This is a genomic window from Chryseobacterium sp. RU37D, from assembly GCF_900156075.1.
Lineage (GTDB): Bacteria > Bacteroidota > Bacteroidia > Flavobacteriales > Weeksellaceae > Chryseobacterium.
This window is the reverse complement of sequence record NZ_FTMM01000005.1, coordinates 80555-95390: the sequence shown is the minus strand read 5'-3', so window position 1 is coordinate 95390 and position 14836 is coordinate 80555. Positions and strand designations below refer to the sequence as shown.

Genomic DNA, 14836 nt, shown 5'->3' with positions numbered 1-14836 from the left:
TATAGCATAAACAAAATAATATGAAAATAGTTGTTTTAGGGGGAGGAGAAAGTGGTTGTGGGGCTGCTTATTTGGCTAAAAAACAAGGTTTGAAGGTTTTTCTTTCAGACAAGGGAGGTATTAAAGATAATTATAAGCAGTTTCTTATAGATAATGAAATTGAATTTGAAGAAGAAAACCATGATGAAGAAAGAATTTTAAATGCCGACTGGATTGTAAAAAGCCCGGGAATTCCGAAAAAAGCTGAGATTATCCATAAAATTCATGAGAAAGGAATAAGACTTTCCTCAGAAATTGAATTCGCTTCGGAGTTTACAGATGCCAAAATCATAGCAATCACCGGAAGTAACGGAAAAACAACAACCACGTCTTTGATCTACTATATCCTGAAAAATGACGGATTGAATGTCGGCTTAGGCGGAAATATCGGATACAGCTTTGCAAAGCAAGTAGCCGATGAAAATCACGAATATTATGTCTTGGAGGTAAGTTCCTTCCAATTAGATGATATTCAGAATTTTAGACCTTATATTTCTTTATTGTTGAATTTGTCTCAGGATCATTTGGATCAGTACAATTACAATTATGAAGAATATGCATTGGCGAAGTTCAGAATTACTGAGAATCAGGAAAATGACAATTTTTTCATCTACAATAAAGATGATGAAATGAGTAAAAATCTTTTGGAGAAATTAGAAATTAAAGCGAAAATGATACCTTTTTCAACAAAAGAAAAGCTATCTGAAGGAGGTTTTATTGATGAAGATAAAATTGTGATCAAAATGAAAGATGAGTTTTCAATGAAGATTGAAGAGCTGTCCTTACTTGGAAATCATAATGTTGCCAATAGCTTAGCTGCATCAATAGCGGGTAAGATATTAGAAATTAATAGTGAAAGTATAAGAAATTCATTAATGACTTTCCAGGCGGTAGAACACAGGCTGGAATTTGTAACTGAAATTGATGGAGTAAAATATATCAACGACAGCAAGGCAACCAACGTCAATGCAACGTATTATGCCCTGGAAAGCATGAAAAACCCAACAGTATGGATTGTTGGAGGTCTAGACAAAGGTAATGACTATACTGAAATTGAGGATTTAGTCATGAAAAAAGTAAAGGCAATTGTATGCTTAGGAATTGATAATCAGAAAATTATTAATTTCTTCAAAGACAAGAAAGAATATATTTATGACACCTCAAGTATGGAAGAAGCGGTGAAGATTTCAAAATCTCTGGCAAAGAAAGGAGATACCGTTTTACTTTCACCATGCTGTGCAAGCTTTGACTTATTTAAAAGCTATGAAGACAGAGGTTGTCAGTTTAAAGAGCAGGTATTAAAATAATTGAAAAAAGTAGCAGTGTATTCATGATTTTTTTATCATAAATACATTTTACATTAATACGAAAGTATGAACGAACAAGACACAGAAAACAGATTTGAATTCCTGAAGGGCGATAAAGTACTTTGGATGGTCATTCTTGTGATCTCCATATTCTCTATTTTCCCTGTATATTCTGCAAGTTCGAATCTGGAATATATCGTAAATAACGGGACTACAACTGGCCACGTTATCAAGCATATGTTTTTTGTGGTTTTAGGTTTGGGCATTATGAGAATCGTGGGAATGATAAAATATGAATACATCGGAAAATTGAGTAGCATACTGCTTGGCTTAATGGTTATTCTACTGATTATCACGATGTTTACAGGGCAAACTATCGACGGAGCGAGTGCTTCCCGATGGCTAAAAATTCCGGGAACACCTATTTCTTTCCAACCTTCTTCGTTTGCATTTTTAATGCTGATTATTTACTTGTGCAGATATTTAACCAAGAAGATCACAAGAGAAAGGCTTCCGATTGAGAACATTATGTACATTTTTGGGCCTATATTATTGGTTTTTGTGTTGGTTGCGAAAGATAACGGTTCTACAGCACTAATGATTTTAATGGTTTCTGTGGTTGTTTTGATTATAGGCCAATTGCATTGGAAGTATATTGCAGGCTTCATTTCTGCATCATTTGTAGCTATTATTTTGTTTTTATTGATTGCATTAAATACAAGTTTAATTGGCGGAAACCGTGTCCATACATGGATGAGTCGTATTGAAACATTTACGTCTTCCAAAGCAAAAACAGTAGACACCGATGATGAAAGCTTAAAAGCAAAAAATTATCAGGTAATGATGGCAAAAGCAGCCATTGTTCATGGCGGGGTTACAGGAATGGGCCCGGGAAAAAGTGCATTAAAACAAATGCTTCCGCAGTCTGCCTCCGACTTTATTTTTGCAGTAATCGTAGAGGAATACGGAGTAATTGGTGCTGTTTTTCTGATAAGTTTATATTTAATTATGATAATTCGTATCGTCATGATAGCCAGTAAGATGCCTGCTTTTTTTGGTTCCTTACTTGTTCTCAGTCTCGGCGTTATGATTTTCATACAACTCTCTGTAAATATTGCAGTTGCAGTGAATCTGATTCCGGTAACAGGGCAACCGCTGCCATTGATCAGCTACGGAGGGACCTCAATGTTGGTAACCTATTTGCAGTTGGGAATTATTTTAAACATAAGCTCAAGAATCCAGATTTATGATGAAGAAGGAATGGGCAAAAAACAAAGTATAGCCGAAATAAACGATATTGCTTAGGTCATTGCGAGGAGCGAAGCGACGAAGCAATCTCAAAATTTGTAAGAAATGAACAAAAAGCTAAAAGTATTATTGTCCGGCGGAGGAACAGGAGGTCACATCTTCCCTGCCATTGCCATTGCAGACGAAATCAGGAAAAGATTTCCTGATGCAGAATTTTTGTTCATCGGAGCCAACGGAAAAATGGAAATGGAAAAAGTTCCGCAGGCTGGGTATAAAATTGAGGGAATTGATATTGCCGGAATCGACAGAGGAAATATGCTGTCCAATTTAGGATTGCCTTTTAAAATTTTAAAAAGTTTATCCAAATCAAAGAAAATTATTAAAAGTTTCGCTCCAGATTTTGCAGTCGGAACGGGTGGTTTTGCGAGCGGACCGGCTTTGTATGAAGCCAACAAATTGGGAATTCCGATTTTTATTCAGGAACAGAATGCACATGCAGGCGTAACGAATAAAATTTTAAGTAAAAAAGCAAAAGCCGTATTCACAGCCTATCCGAAAGTGGAAGGTTTTCCGGCTGAAAAAATAAAGTTTCTGGGTAATCCGATTCGTGATAACATTGTTTCAGGAATGCAGGAAACGTCTCAGGCAAAAGAAAAAATGGGCTTAGACAAAGACAAACTGACAATTTTATCTGTCGGAGGATCTTTAGGCTCAAGAACATTAAACAACGGTTGGAAAGACAATTTAGAAAGCCTAAAACAAAAAGGCTATCAATTGATCTGGCAAACCGGAAAACTGGATTATCAAGAACTGAGCAACGAATCTCGAATCTCGGATCTCGGATCTCAAATTCAGTTAAAAGAGTTCATCAAAAACATGGAAACAGCCTATTCTGCAGCAGATGTGATTGTTTCGAGAGCAGGAGCCATTGCCATTTCAGAGTTGGCGGTAGCGCAGAAGCCTGTTTTATTGGTTCCCTTCCCTTTTGCAGCGGAAGATCATCAAACCAAAAACGCCATGAATCTGGTTGAAAAAAATGCAGCCAGAATGGTAAAAGACTCTGAAATGCAGGAAAAATTCTGGAATACCCTTTCAGAGATCTGCGAAAATGAAAATGTAAGAAAAGAAATGTCCGAGAATCTTAAATATTTTGCCAAGCCTAATGCCGCAAAAGAGATTGTAGACGAGATTTTTAATAAACTGTAAAAAGTATTCGTGTAAAATGTATTAATGAAGTCGGACATACATTATACATGAATACATTAATACAAGAAAAAGAATGAACAATTTAGAAACATATCAAAATTTTTACTTCGTTGGAATCGGAGGTATCGGGATGAGTGCCTTGGCGCGTTACTTCCATGCTTCGGGCAAAAAAGTGTTGGGCTACGATAAAACCAACACCAAACTCACTCAGGCTTTGATGAATGAAGGAATTGATATTGTTTTTGAAGATGTTATTAATGAAAAAATCACTTCGCTTCAGAAGGAAAATACCTTAATCATTTACACTCCTGCAATTAAAAAGCTAAGAATTTTAGATTATTTTATTGTTAATGAATTTGAGGTATTAAAACGTGCAAAAGTTTTAGGTTTAATTACAGAGAACACAGATTGCATCGCAGTTGCCGGAACTCATGGAAAGACAACAACCTCCACTCTGGTTTCGCACTTATGCAAAGAAGCGAACTTGCCTTTTTCATGTTTTCTAGGTGGGATTTCTGAGAATTTTAAATCTAATTTCCTGTATAATGGTTCTCAATATTCGGTAGTTGAAGCAGATGAATATGACAGAAGCTTTCTAAACCTTTCTCCCAATTGGGCGGTGATAACCTCCACAGATGCAGATCATTTGGATATTTATGGCGATAAAAATACGATTGAGGAAGGGTTTAAACAATTTGCAGCTTTAGTCCCGAATGACAAGCTGCTTTTTGTAAGAAAAGGAATTGAAATCGGAAGACCTCATATCACCTATGCAGTGAATGAGGTTGCGGATTATTACTCAGATAATTTGAGAATGGAGAATGATAAAATCTATTTTGATTTTCATACTCCAACAGAAACTATCAAGGATTTTATCTGGGAAATTCCGGGTATTCACAATGTTGAAAATGCGACTGCAGCATTAGCAATTTTAAACAACTTAGGTGTTGATTTCGAAACTTTGAAAAAAGCAATAGCCAATTTTAAAGGAATTAAAAGAAGATATACCAAACACAGATATGAAAACGGTAAAATTTATATTGACGATTACGCACATCATCCGACAGAAATCAATGCGGTGATGAGCTCAATCCGAACTTTTTACCCTGAAAAGAAATTATTAGTAGTTTTCCAACCTCATCTTTTCAGCAGAACGAGGGATTTTGCAGACGGATTTGCTGAAAGCTTGAGCCAGGCTGATGAATTGATTTTGCTTGATATTTATCCGGCAAGGGAACTTCAGGAAAATTTTGAAGGGATTACTTCAAGCTGGTTATTGGAAAAGGTGAATTTAGACAGAAAGGAAGTTTCAACATTAGATGAAGCTTTCAATAAGATAAAAGAAAAAGATTTTGACATTCTTCTCACAGTAGGCGCAGGAAATATTGATACGCTGTATGATCCTATTTGTAAGTGGATAGGAAAAATTTAGATAAATAAATTTAACGCAACGAGCGCAATGAAAATTTAAAAACACAATGTATATTTTCCGTTCGCAAAGGCGTTTTACTCAGCAAATGATAACTGAAAATATCATTTTAAGAGTATTAAAAAACACACAAATGACAGAAAATGAAATTTCAAAAATAGTTTTTGATGCAGGATGAAAGTACATCGTAAACTAGGAATCAGACTCTATGAAAATGTTTATGAGCAATGCTTAATTCACGAATTGAAAAATAGTGGCCTTAGAATTGAGAATCAAAAAGACATCAGCATCAATTATGAAGGCTTGATTGTTAATAAAGCATTTAGAGTTGATTTATTAATTGAAAATAAAGTAATTATAGAAATAAAAGCAGTTCCGGAAATTAACAAATATCATTTCTTTCAGCTTCTTAATTATTTAAGAGTCACTGAAAAGAAATTAGGAATGATTTAAATTTTCATTCCACCTTATTTAAAGACGGAGTAAAAAGAGCAGTAAACAAATTATAATAAAAATTGCAAAAGATATTTTCAGTTGTCATTTGCTGAGTAAAACGCCTTTGCGAACAAAAAATATAAAGTAAGCATTTAAAGAAAAACCTTGCGCTCATAGCGTTAAATATAAAAATGAAAAATAAATACAGAATATTAAAAATTGCCATCACAGTAATTATCCTGGGATTCCTGTTGAGTTTCTCCTTAAAGAAATTCAGCGGCCAGAAAATTACGGACAATAAGATTTCTGTAAAGATGAACGAAAAAACGCCGGTTTATTTCATTGATGAAAAAGATATCCGCGAGATTGTAAAAAAAGAAAACCCTTCCGGAAAAGTCGGTGACTTGAATATCCCGGCTTTGGAGAAGAAAATTAATAGTCTTCCGGCCGTAGACAGCGCCAATGTGTATTTAAATTTAAATGGAAAACTAAATTTGGATATTAAGCAGAGAGTTCCTGTTTTCAGATTAAATAAAGAAGGAAGAGACTTTTATGTAGATGAAAAAGGCATTGAATTTCCGATCTCTAAAACCTATTCGCATCCTTGCATGCTTGTAACAGGAAATGTGAAAAAAGATGAATATTCAAAATTGGCTGCGCTGGTGGAAAAAATAGATAAAGATGATTTCAGCAAGAAATATTTCATCGGAATTTCAAAAGACAGAAATGGAGACTATAATCTTCTGACAAGCGAAGGAAATTATAAAGTGGAAATAGGAGATCTCGATAATATTGAATTTAAAGTAAAAGGCTTTAAAACTTTTGTGGAAAAATACCTGGTCTATCAAGATCCTGAAAAGTACAGCATGGTATCTGTAAAATATCAGAACCAGATTGTAACGACTTTAAATCCTCATTTTAAAGAAAACGACAGTATTTTAAAAGCAGGGAATAAAGAACTGGTAAAAGTCCCTACTCCTGTGACAATTAAGAAAACAACTGAGATCAAGCCAAAGACTGAGGTAAAGAAAAATACTAAAAAAACTGGCTCCTCTTTATCAAAAACGAAGGAAAGCACAAAACCGAAAACAATAACAAAACCAAAGGAAACCAAAAAAACAGAGAAGAAAGCAACGGCATCAAAACCGAAGACAAAGGCAAAAGTTAAAGTAGAATAAAAAATCAAATCGGTATAAAACAAATGGAAAATCAAGAGTATTCAGTAGGTCTGGACATCGGGACAACAAAGATTGTCGCGATTGTCGGAAGGAGGAATGCACACGGGAAAATAGAAGTTCTCGGTGTAGGGAAAGCTAAGAGTCTTGGTGTTCACAAAGGTATTGTGAATAATATTTCACAAACCATTAATTCAATCAAAGCTGCCGTGTCTGAAGCACAGTCCAGCGCAGGAGTTCCCATCCGTAAAGTAACGGTGGGGATTGCCGGGAAACACATCCGTTCTCTGCAGCACTCCGATTATATTATGCGTGAACATCCGGATAAATTCATTACAGATGACGACATTGAAGCATTAAAAGATCAGGTCAAGAAGCTGGTAATGCTTCCTGGTGAAGAAATTATCCATGTACTTCCTCAAGAATATAAGGTGGATTCCGAGGGTGAAATCCAGGAGCCTGTCGGAATGCACGGAAAACGTTTAGAAGCCAACTTCCACGTTGTAGTCGGACAGATGGGAAGCATCCGAAACATCGCAAGATGCGTAAGAGAAGCAGGACTGGAAATGGAGGCCCTTACATTGGAACCTTTGGCATCTTCAGAAGCCGTTCTTACCAAAGAAGAAAAAGAAGCCGGTGTAGCCATCGTAGACATCGGTGGTGGTACTACGGATATTGCTATTTTCAAAGACAATATCATTCGTCATACCTGTGTAATCCCTTACGGAGGCGGAATTATTACAGAAGATATTAAAGAAGGCTGTTCAATTATTGAAAAGCATGCTGAGCAATTAAAAGTAAAGTTCGGATCTGCAGTTCCGGAATTGGAAAAAGACAGTACATATGTTACCATTCCCGGACTTCACGGAAGACCAGACAAAGAAATTTCATTAAAAACATTGGCACAGATTATTAATGCAAGAGTGGAAGAAATCTTAGAAATGGTCAATACAGAATTAAAAGCTTACGGCGCTTTCGAACAAAAGAAAAAACTGATTGCAGGAATTGTTTTAACAGGAGGCGGCTCAAACTTGAAACATCTTCGTCAGCTAGCCAATTACACAACAGGATTCGACAGTAGAATCGGCTTTGCCAACGAATATATTGCCAATGACAAAAACCAGTATCTGAAAGGTCCCGAATTTGCAACTTCTATTGGATTATTAATGGAAAGTTTAAAAATCAGGGATAAAAAACAAATCCCACCCGTTGAAGAAATCGATTCGGAACAAACACAGCCAAAAGCTGAATCAGCAACAACATTAGCTGAAGCTTCACAGCAGCTGGTTCAGCAACAGGAGCAACCCGTTCAGCAGCAGGAAACTCTAAGCCAGCAACAGGAAAAAAGAGCGGCAAAACTTACTTTCGGACAATCGCTAATGGAAAAAGTAAAAAAATTCTTTGAAGAAGTAGAATAAATTATAAATGATAAAAGATCAATGATAATTGATAAACTCGGGTCAAAACTGTTCATCTATCATTCATCAATTATTCAATTATCAATTATCAATTATTAAAAATTATCGTTATGGAAAATTTAGGAACTCAGGGGTTTTCATTTGATTTACCAAAAGGAAATTCATCAATAATAAAAGTAATCGGTGTAGGCGGTGGCGGAAACAACGCGCTAAAACATATGTACGAAAAAGGTATTCACGGAGTAGATTTCGTGATATGCAATACAGACGCTCAAACTTTAGATAATAACCCTGTTGCCAACAAAGTACAGTTGGGAACATCCATCACAGAAGGGCTAGGTGCCGGTGCAGATCCTGAGGTAGGAGAAAAATCGGCAATCGAAAGTATCGAAGATATCAAGGCTGCAATGGGACAAAACACCAAGATGGTCTTCATTACTGCCGGAATGGGCGGTGGTACAGGAACCGGTGCGGCTCCAGTGATTGCCAAAGTAGCAAAAGATATGGGAATCTTAACGGTTGGGATCGTTACTGTTCCTTTCAGCTTCGAAGGAAAAAGAAGACTGGAGCAAGCTGAAAATGGTCTTGATAAATTAAGAAATAATGTTGACTCTTTAATCGTCATCAATAATGATAAACTAAGACAACAATTCGGAAACCTTGGCTTCAAGCAGGGATTCTCAAAAGCCGATGAAGTATTAACTAATGCCGCAAAAGGAATGGCAGAGGTTATTACTGGTTATTTTGATGTAAATATCGACTTTAGAGATGCTAAATCTGTACTTCAGAATTCGGGAACTGCATTGATGTCTACAGGAATTGCTTCCGGCGAAAATAAAGCCGAAGAAGCGGTTAAAAAAGCATTAGACTCTCCTCTATTGAACGACAATAAAATCACAGGTGCGAAAAACGTTCTATTGTTGATCAGAAGTGGCGTGGAAGAGGTAACAATGGATGAAATCGGTGTGATCATGGATCATATCCAGAAAGAAGCAGGAAACACGGCAGATATCATTTTCGGGGTAGGTGCAGATGAAGAATTGGGAGATTCTGTAAGCGTTCTTGTCATCGCAACAGGTTTTTCAAATGAAAATAAAAAATTTGCAGGGCCAACAGAAAAGATCAAGATCAGTTTAAATGATTCATTCGAAGCACCGAAGGAATCGCCTTTTAAGACGAGAGAAGAAAGAGAAACCTCCGATTCTTCTCATAATTTTGGAGGAAAAAATCTTTTCAGATTAGATGACGAAGACAATGAAACTTCACAATTCACTACATCTTCTATTGAAAAAAAAATGATCATTGAGGAAGAAGTTGTAAAAACTGAAATTAAATTCTTTGATAAAGAAGAGGATACGCAGGATCCGGCACAAGGCTGGAGAATAGAAGAGAAAGAAGAAGAATCTTTTAACCTCTTTTCTTTAGACGAAGAATCAGAAGATCCGAATGATCTGGAAATTGAATCTTTCAAGTTTGATTTTGACAATAAAAAAGAAGAGCCTCAGGCAAATAATGTTTTCAACAATTCTTTTTCAGAAGAAAAGTCAATTGAATTCAGCTTCTTTGTAAACGAGCCTATAAAGAATGGGCCAAAGTCTGATTTTGATCAGCCAAAAGCAGAATTAACTTCTTTAAATGAAGTAAATCAACTGACTGAAGAGCCTCAGCAAAAAGTCGAGCATTTCTTTCAAAACTTAAAAGAGGAACCAAAAGCCGAGACACAGTCGGGAGTGGAAGATAAGAGCGAAACTGAAGCTCCAAAGATAGCTGAATCAGAGTTTACATTTGTCAATAAAACGGGTGATCAGGATAGAGTAACGGAGAGAAGGAATAAACTAAAGGAATTCAATTCGCGCTATCAAAGTTTTGACAGCTCAAGCGAGTTCGAATCTGTTCCTGCATTCAAGAGAAAGAACATCTCTATTGATGAATCTAATGCTTCAGACCAGAATATTAATACCTATCTGTCTGATAACAATGGAAGTATGCAGATCAGAGAGAATAGATTTCTGAATAAAGACGTTGATTAAAATCAATATAAAAATGTACCGATGTAACAATAGCAGTGTCATGCTGAGCCTGTAAAAGCATCTCGATTGAGAAGCTGTTACATTGGTGCATTGTTAAATTTAAAAACCATGAGTTTAGAAAATACCATCAACGAAGCTATTAAAATAGCAATGAAAGCTAAAGACAAAGTGGCTTTGGATTCTCTTCGTGCTGTAAAATCTCAGATATTACTGTTGAAAACAGAAGCAGTAGGGGCGGAAATAACAGCAGAGCAGGAAATTGCCATTCTCCAACGAATGGTAAAGCAGCGTAAAGACTCTTACGACCAATTTACAGCACAGGAAAGAAATGACCTTGCTGAAGTGGAAGAAGCTCAGATGAAAGTAATTGAGCAGTTCTTACCCAAACAACTTTCTCTGGAAGACCTGGAAGCAGAAATAAAAAATATTATCGCCGAAACCGGAGCTGAATCTATAAAAGATTTAGGAAAAGTAATGGGAACAGCCTCAAAATCTCTAGCCGGAAAATCCGATGGGAAAAGCATTTCCGAGATGGCGAAAAGGCTACTTTCATAAACGGGATACGAGATATGGGTTATATATCTCATTTTCCCGAAACACTTACATGTACCTCAATAATGGATATTCAACCTTTGCATATCGATTTGATTAAAGAAGCCTGAAACTTTTGTTTCGGGCTTCATTTATTTGTAAATTTAATTGTCCCTGTCACTTACATAGAATTGGAAATATCTTCATGATTCAGGGAAAGAAATAAAGCTTTTTTCATGTTATCTGTTTTCAGAATCATTTCAAATTTAATAAAAAAAATTAAATATTATAGAAATAAATTCACAATAATTGACCCTTTATTAAGTAATTAACATCCAGCAAGTTCTGTTTAACAAAAGCAGCGATAGTTTTTATATATTGAAGAAAACTAAAGAAATGCTTAAATTTGTACTTTACAAAAAAACAAAAAATATGTATCCACAAGATTTAGTAATGCCTATGAAGGCTGAACTTACAGATAAAGGCTTTGAAGACTTGACAACTCCGGCTCAAGTAGAAGAAGCATTAAAACAATCAGGAACCACACTTTTGGTGATCAACTCTGTATGCGGATGTGCCGCAGGAGCTGCAAGACCGGGAGTTGTATATTCTTTGACAGGAAATAAAAAGCCGGATCATTTAACAACTGTTTTTGCCGGTTTTGATACTGAAGCGGTAGTTGAAGCAAGAAAACATTTGGCCCCATTCCCTCCAAGCTCACCTTGTGTAGCACTTTTCAAAGATGGAGAGCTGGTTCATATGCTGGAAAGACACCATATTGAAGGAAATCCTGCAGGAGCAATCGCTGCCAACCTTCAGGCTGCTTATGACGAATATTGCTAAGAAACATTACATTAAATAGTAAACCGTTACAATTTTGTGGCGGTTTTTTTATTTTAATCTGAAGCTATTCCCCTCTCCACACTCGCTATTTTTTGTTTCAGGCTTCGGCGGCTTCGCCGCCGAAGCCTGAAACAAAATGAGCTCAAACAAATGCTGTGATCGGGGCTAGGATGTCAGGATTAGTGGCTTCGAGAACCTTGATCACTATTAAAAGGTAGTCTTTTTCATCAATTTTCGTCCAGTTTATTAACGATTATAAAACCTAACGGGTTTCAGAAACCTGTTAGGCTTGGAATATGATAAATGTAAAAGCACTTTTAATTTTTATTTAACACTATAAAAAATTCTCAGAAAATCCAATTATTATTATATTTGTTGAAATGGCAACGAAAGCACTTTTCAATACTGTGGTTAATTGGTTTATCCGCCAGAGGATAGATCAGATTCAGAATTTCATGGATCATCCCATTGAAACACAGAAGGGGATATTATTTTCCCAGCTGTTTCACGCCGAAGACACAGAATATGGCAAGAAGTTTGGCTTTAGCTCTATTTCCAGTTATCAGGACTTTAAAAACAAGCTTCCTATCGTTACTTATGAAGAAATGGAACCTTATATTGAAAAAGCAAGACAGGGACAGAAAGACATAAGCTGGCCGGGCTATATTAAGCATTTTGCAAAATCTTCCGGTACTACCAATGCCAAAAGTAAATTTATTCCGATTTCAACGGAAAGCTTAGAATACTGCCACATGAAAGCTGGGAAAGATATGGTTTCCATTTACGCCAACAATCATCCGGAAAATCAACTTTTTAATTATAAAAATTTAAGGTTAGGCGGAAGTTCTGAATTATATGCAGATTTTAACACAAAATTCGGTGATTTATCGGCTATTTTAATTGATAACCTCCCGTTTTGGGTAGAAATCACCACGACTCCAAGTAAAAAAGTTTCTTTAATGGGAGAATGGGAAAGCAAGCTTAAAGCAATTACCTCTGAGGTAAAAAACGAAGATGTAGGAAGTATTTTGGGCGTTCCAAGCTGGATGATGGTACTTTTACAAAAGGTTTTAAAGGAAGCGGATGTTAAAAATATTTCTGAATTATGGCCAAATCTGGAAGTTTTTTTCCATGGTGGAATCAGCTTTAAACCTTATAGAAAACAGTACAAAAATATTATCGGAAAAAATATCAATTACTACGAAATCTATAATGCATCTGAAGGTTTTTTTGGAATACAGGACAGGTCAAATAGTGATGAAATGCTTTTAATGCTTGATTACGGAATTTTTTATGAATTTATTCCTATGGATCAGTTTCATTTTTCCAACCCGAAAGTGGTAAGCCTTGAAGATGTGGAAATCGGAAAAAATTATGCTATGGTAATTACAACCAATGGAGGACTATGGAGATATTTGATCGGCGATACAGTTATTTTTACTTCAATCAACCCATTCCGTATAAAAATTACGGGGCGTACCAAACATTATATCAATGCATTTGGCGAAGAGCTGATGATTACAAATGTAGAATCCGCACTTTCAAAAGCCTGTGAAGAAACTAAGGCTTCGGTTTCTGACTTCACGGGAGCCCCTGTTTTCATGAAAGAAAATGAAAGCGGAGCTCATGAATGGATTTTTGAATTCTGTGAAAAGCCAAATGATCTGGAACGCTTCATCGACATTTTTGATCAGCACTTGAAATCGATCAACTCAGATTACGAAGCAAAGAGATATAATAATATAACCCTAAAACGTCCGATTGTTCATATTGCTAAAGACAATCTTTTTTACAACTGGCTGGAATCCAAAGGAAAACTAGGCGGACAAAACAAAGTCCCAAGATTGAGCAATGACAGAGAATATATTGATCCTCTACTGGAACTAAATAAATAAACCGCAGTAAGCTCTGCGGTTTTCTTTTTATTTACTTAAATCTTCTTTCAGCTTTTTCGCGGCCTCTTCTACTTTAGAAGCTCCTTTTTTTGCAGCTTCCTTAGCATCTTTACCTACTTTATCTGCTTCGTTTTTAATGTCCTCACCTGCTTTATGGAGATCTTCTTTAGTTTTATCTGCCGTTGCATCTATTTTATCCTTGGCTTTTTGGGCTGCGTCATCTATTTTATTGCCAGCCTTATCTATTTTGGCCTGGGTATTTTCTTTTGCTTCGTTTATTTTTGAGGAATCAACGGCTATTCCGCCTTCAGAAACGGTAGTTGTGGTGGTGGTTACAGATCCGTCAGAATTCTCTACTTTTTCAGTTTTCGTAGTTGATTTTGTGCATGATACCGCCAATACAGCGGTCATTAATGCCGATAAAATGTTTTTTTTCATTCTTATTATATTTTTTAAAAACGTAATTCTGTATTGAAATATTATTCAGTTTTTGTTTCAGAAACAGCCGAAGGCTCTTTGCTGTTCTGCTTCTTGTCGCCTTCATCTTTTTTCTTCTCTTCTTCTGCCTTCTTTTTATTTTCTTTTTCCAACTCTTCCTTAAGCTTTTTTTCCTGCTCCTGCTTCTTTATAGCCTCTTTCAAAGAGTCCTGATACTGCTGGGAAGACATCCTGATCTGGCGGACAATATCAATGGAAGTGGCTCCGTTGGAAAAGGAATCTACAGCCGTTGTATCATAGCTAGCTTTTGCCGTATCTGCCGGATAAAAATCAGCCGGTTCTTTCTTGGAACATGAAATTATTAAACCCGAAAAGATAAAGGCTATAAAAAATAAATTTTTCATGGAACTAATTTAATAGAAATTCCGCAATTACAAGATAGTGATCTGATAATTGTACAGAATTATCTACTTTATAGTTTAAAGAAATAATGGATTTTGAGCGGAAAATATGATCAATCCTCAGAGGAACCTTATAATCGTGAAAGCTTGAAGGACTGCAGTTACCCGCCTCCAGAAAAGCATTCTGAAGATCTTTTCCCAAGCTGTAATATTCATAAGAATTAGGAACAGAATTAAAATCTCCGTCCAAAATCTCCGGATAAGGCGAAAGATCTATCACTTTTCTGATTTTTTTATATGATCTTCATGAGCTTTGAAAGTCGGGATCATATGTGATAGAATCGTATTGATTTTCTTGCCTTCCTTTCCGAAACCATCAAACTGAATCATCGACTTGCAGCCAGAACGGCTCAAGACAAACATTAGATTTCCTACAAAATT

At 36.1% G+C, this 14836-nt stretch carries 14 protein-coding genes; 11 read left to right on the top strand and 3 right to left on the bottom strand.

Features of this window, described 5'->3' with window-relative positions:
- The first annotated feature begins 20 nt into the window (after positions 1-20).
- The 11 genes from murD (at position 21) to BW926_RS03810 (ending at position 13556) form a co-directional block, all read left to right on the top strand.
- A complete protein-coding gene (gene murD / locus BW926_RS03860; protein WP_076444349.1) occupies positions 21-1346 on the top strand; it encodes a UDP-N-acetylmuramoyl-L-alanine--D-glutamate ligase in 1326 nt (441 codons plus the stop codon).
- A gap of 66 nt (positions 1347-1412) precedes the next feature.
- Positions 1413-2651: an FtsW/RodA/SpoVE family cell cycle protein gene (locus tag BW926_RS03855; protein WP_076444347.1), complete on the top strand. Its 1239-nt coding sequence runs from the start codon at positions 1413-1415 to the stop codon at positions 2649-2651.
- Between the two features lie 48 nt (positions 2652-2699).
- Positions 2700-3800: an undecaprenyldiphospho-muramoylpentapeptide beta-N-acetylglucosaminyltransferase gene (gene murG, locus BW926_RS03850; RefSeq protein WP_076444345.1), complete on the top strand. Its 1101-nt coding sequence runs from the start codon at positions 2700-2702 to the stop codon at positions 3798-3800.
- Positions 3801-3873: 73 nt separating this feature from the next.
- Positions 3874-5232: a UDP-N-acetylmuramate--L-alanine ligase gene (gene murC / locus BW926_RS03845; protein WP_076444343.1), complete on the top strand. Its 1359-nt coding sequence runs from the start codon at positions 3874-3876 to the stop codon at positions 5230-5232.
- Between the two features lie 171 nt (positions 5233-5403).
- Positions 5404-5682: a GxxExxY protein gene (locus BW926_RS03840; RefSeq protein ID WP_317043260.1), complete on the top strand. Its 279-nt coding sequence runs from the start codon at positions 5404-5406 to the stop codon at positions 5680-5682.
- A gap of 173 nt (positions 5683-5855) precedes the next feature.
- On the top strand, positions 5856-6842 hold the full coding sequence (locus tag BW926_RS03835; protein WP_076444341.1) for a cell division protein FtsQ/DivIB: 987 nt from the start codon (positions 5856-5858) through the stop codon (positions 6840-6842).
- Between the two features lie 23 nt (positions 6843-6865).
- Positions 6866-8257 (top strand): cell division protein FtsA, encoded by a 1392-nt coding sequence (gene ftsA, locus BW926_RS03830; protein WP_076444339.1) that lies wholly within the window; start codon positions 6866-6868, stop codon positions 8255-8257.
- A gap of 110 nt (positions 8258-8367) precedes the next feature.
- Complete coding sequence (gene ftsZ, locus BW926_RS03825; protein ID WP_076444337.1) at positions 8368-10287, top strand: cell division protein FtsZ; 1920 nt, start codon at positions 8368-8370, stop codon at positions 10285-10287.
- Between the two features lie 108 nt (positions 10288-10395).
- Positions 10396-10842 carry a GatB/YqeY domain-containing protein gene (locus BW926_RS03820; protein WP_076444335.1) on the top strand — a complete coding sequence of 149 codons (447 nt, stop codon included), beginning with the start codon at positions 10396-10398 and terminating at the stop codon, positions 10840-10842.
- Between the two features lie 408 nt (positions 10843-11250).
- Entirely contained in the window at positions 11251-11661 is a 411-nt protein-coding gene (locus BW926_RS03815; protein ID WP_076444449.1) for a BrxA/BrxB family bacilliredoxin, read from the top strand.
- 380 nt (positions 11662-12041) lie between these two features.
- Complete coding sequence (locus tag BW926_RS03810) at positions 12042-13556, top strand: GH3 auxin-responsive promoter family protein (protein WP_076444333.1); 1515 nt, start codon at positions 12042-12044, stop codon at positions 13554-13556.
- A 27-nt stretch (positions 13557-13583) separates the two neighbouring features.
- Here the strand turns inward: BW926_RS03810 and BW926_RS03805 are convergent, their stop codons facing one another.
- Genes BW926_RS03805 through BW926_RS03795 form a run of 3 tightly spaced genes read right to left on the bottom strand, consistent with a single transcriptional unit; the run spans position 13584 to position 14675 of the window.
- The gene (locus BW926_RS03805) at positions 13584-13994 is read right to left on the bottom strand and encodes a hypothetical protein (protein ID WP_076444331.1); all 411 of its coding nucleotides are present in this window, start codon (positions 13992-13994) and stop codon (positions 13584-13586) included.
- 41 nt (positions 13995-14035) lie between these two features.
- Positions 14036-14398 (bottom strand): hypothetical protein, encoded by a 363-nt coding sequence (locus BW926_RS03800; RefSeq protein ID WP_076444329.1) that lies wholly within the window; start codon positions 14396-14398, stop codon positions 14036-14038.
- 4 nt (positions 14399-14402) lie between these two features.
- Positions 14403-14675: an endonuclease/exonuclease/phosphatase family protein gene (locus BW926_RS03795; protein WP_076444327.1), complete on the bottom strand. Its 273-nt coding sequence runs from the start codon at positions 14673-14675 to the stop codon at positions 14403-14405.
- Positions 14676-14836 lie beyond the last annotated feature (161 nt).

What these genes read in the sequence shown, in the direction of transcription:
- BW926_RS03820 (WP_076444335.1), top strand. Translation starts at nt 10,396, where the DNA reads ATGAGTTTAGAAAATACCATCAACGAAGCTATTAAAATAGCAATGAAA.
- murC (WP_076444343.1), top strand. Translation starts at nt 3,874, where the DNA reads ATGAACAATTTAGAAACATATCAAAATTTTTACTTCGTTGGAATCGGA.
- ftsA (WP_076444339.1), top strand. Translation starts at nt 6,866, where the DNA reads ATGGAAAATCAAGAGTATTCAGTAGGTCTGGACATCGGGACAACAAAG.
- BW926_RS03855 (WP_076444347.1), top strand. Translation starts at nt 1,413, where the DNA reads ATGAACGAACAAGACACAGAAAACAGATTTGAATTCCTGAAGGGCGAT.
- BW926_RS03815 (WP_076444449.1), top strand. Translation starts at nt 11,251, where the DNA reads ATGTATCCACAAGATTTAGTAATGCCTATGAAGGCTGAACTTACAGAT.
- murG (WP_076444345.1), top strand. Translation starts at nt 2,700, where the DNA reads ATGAACAAAAAGCTAAAAGTATTATTGTCCGGCGGAGGAACAGGAGGT.
- ftsZ (WP_076444337.1), top strand. Translation starts at nt 8,368, where the DNA reads ATGGAAAATTTAGGAACTCAGGGGTTTTCATTTGATTTACCAAAAGGA.
- BW926_RS03805 (WP_076444331.1), bottom strand. Translation starts at nt 13,994, where the DNA reads ATGAAAAAAAACATTTTATCGGCATTAATGACCGCTGTATTGGCGGTA.
- BW926_RS03810 (WP_076444333.1), top strand. Translation starts at nt 12,042, where the DNA reads ATGGCAACGAAAGCACTTTTCAATACTGTGGTTAATTGGTTTATCCGC.
- BW926_RS03835 (WP_076444341.1), top strand. Translation starts at nt 5,856, where the DNA reads ATGAAAAATAAATACAGAATATTAAAAATTGCCATCACAGTAATTATC.
- BW926_RS03840 (WP_317043260.1), top strand. Translation starts at nt 5,404, where the DNA reads ATGAAAGTACATCGTAAACTAGGAATCAGACTCTATGAAAATGTTTAT.
- murD (WP_076444349.1), top strand. Translation starts at nt 21, where the DNA reads ATGAAAATAGTTGTTTTAGGGGGAGGAGAAAGTGGTTGTGGGGCTGCT.
- BW926_RS03800 (WP_076444329.1), bottom strand. Translation starts at nt 14,398, where the DNA reads ATGAAAAATTTATTTTTTATAGCCTTTATCTTTTCGGGTTTAATAATT.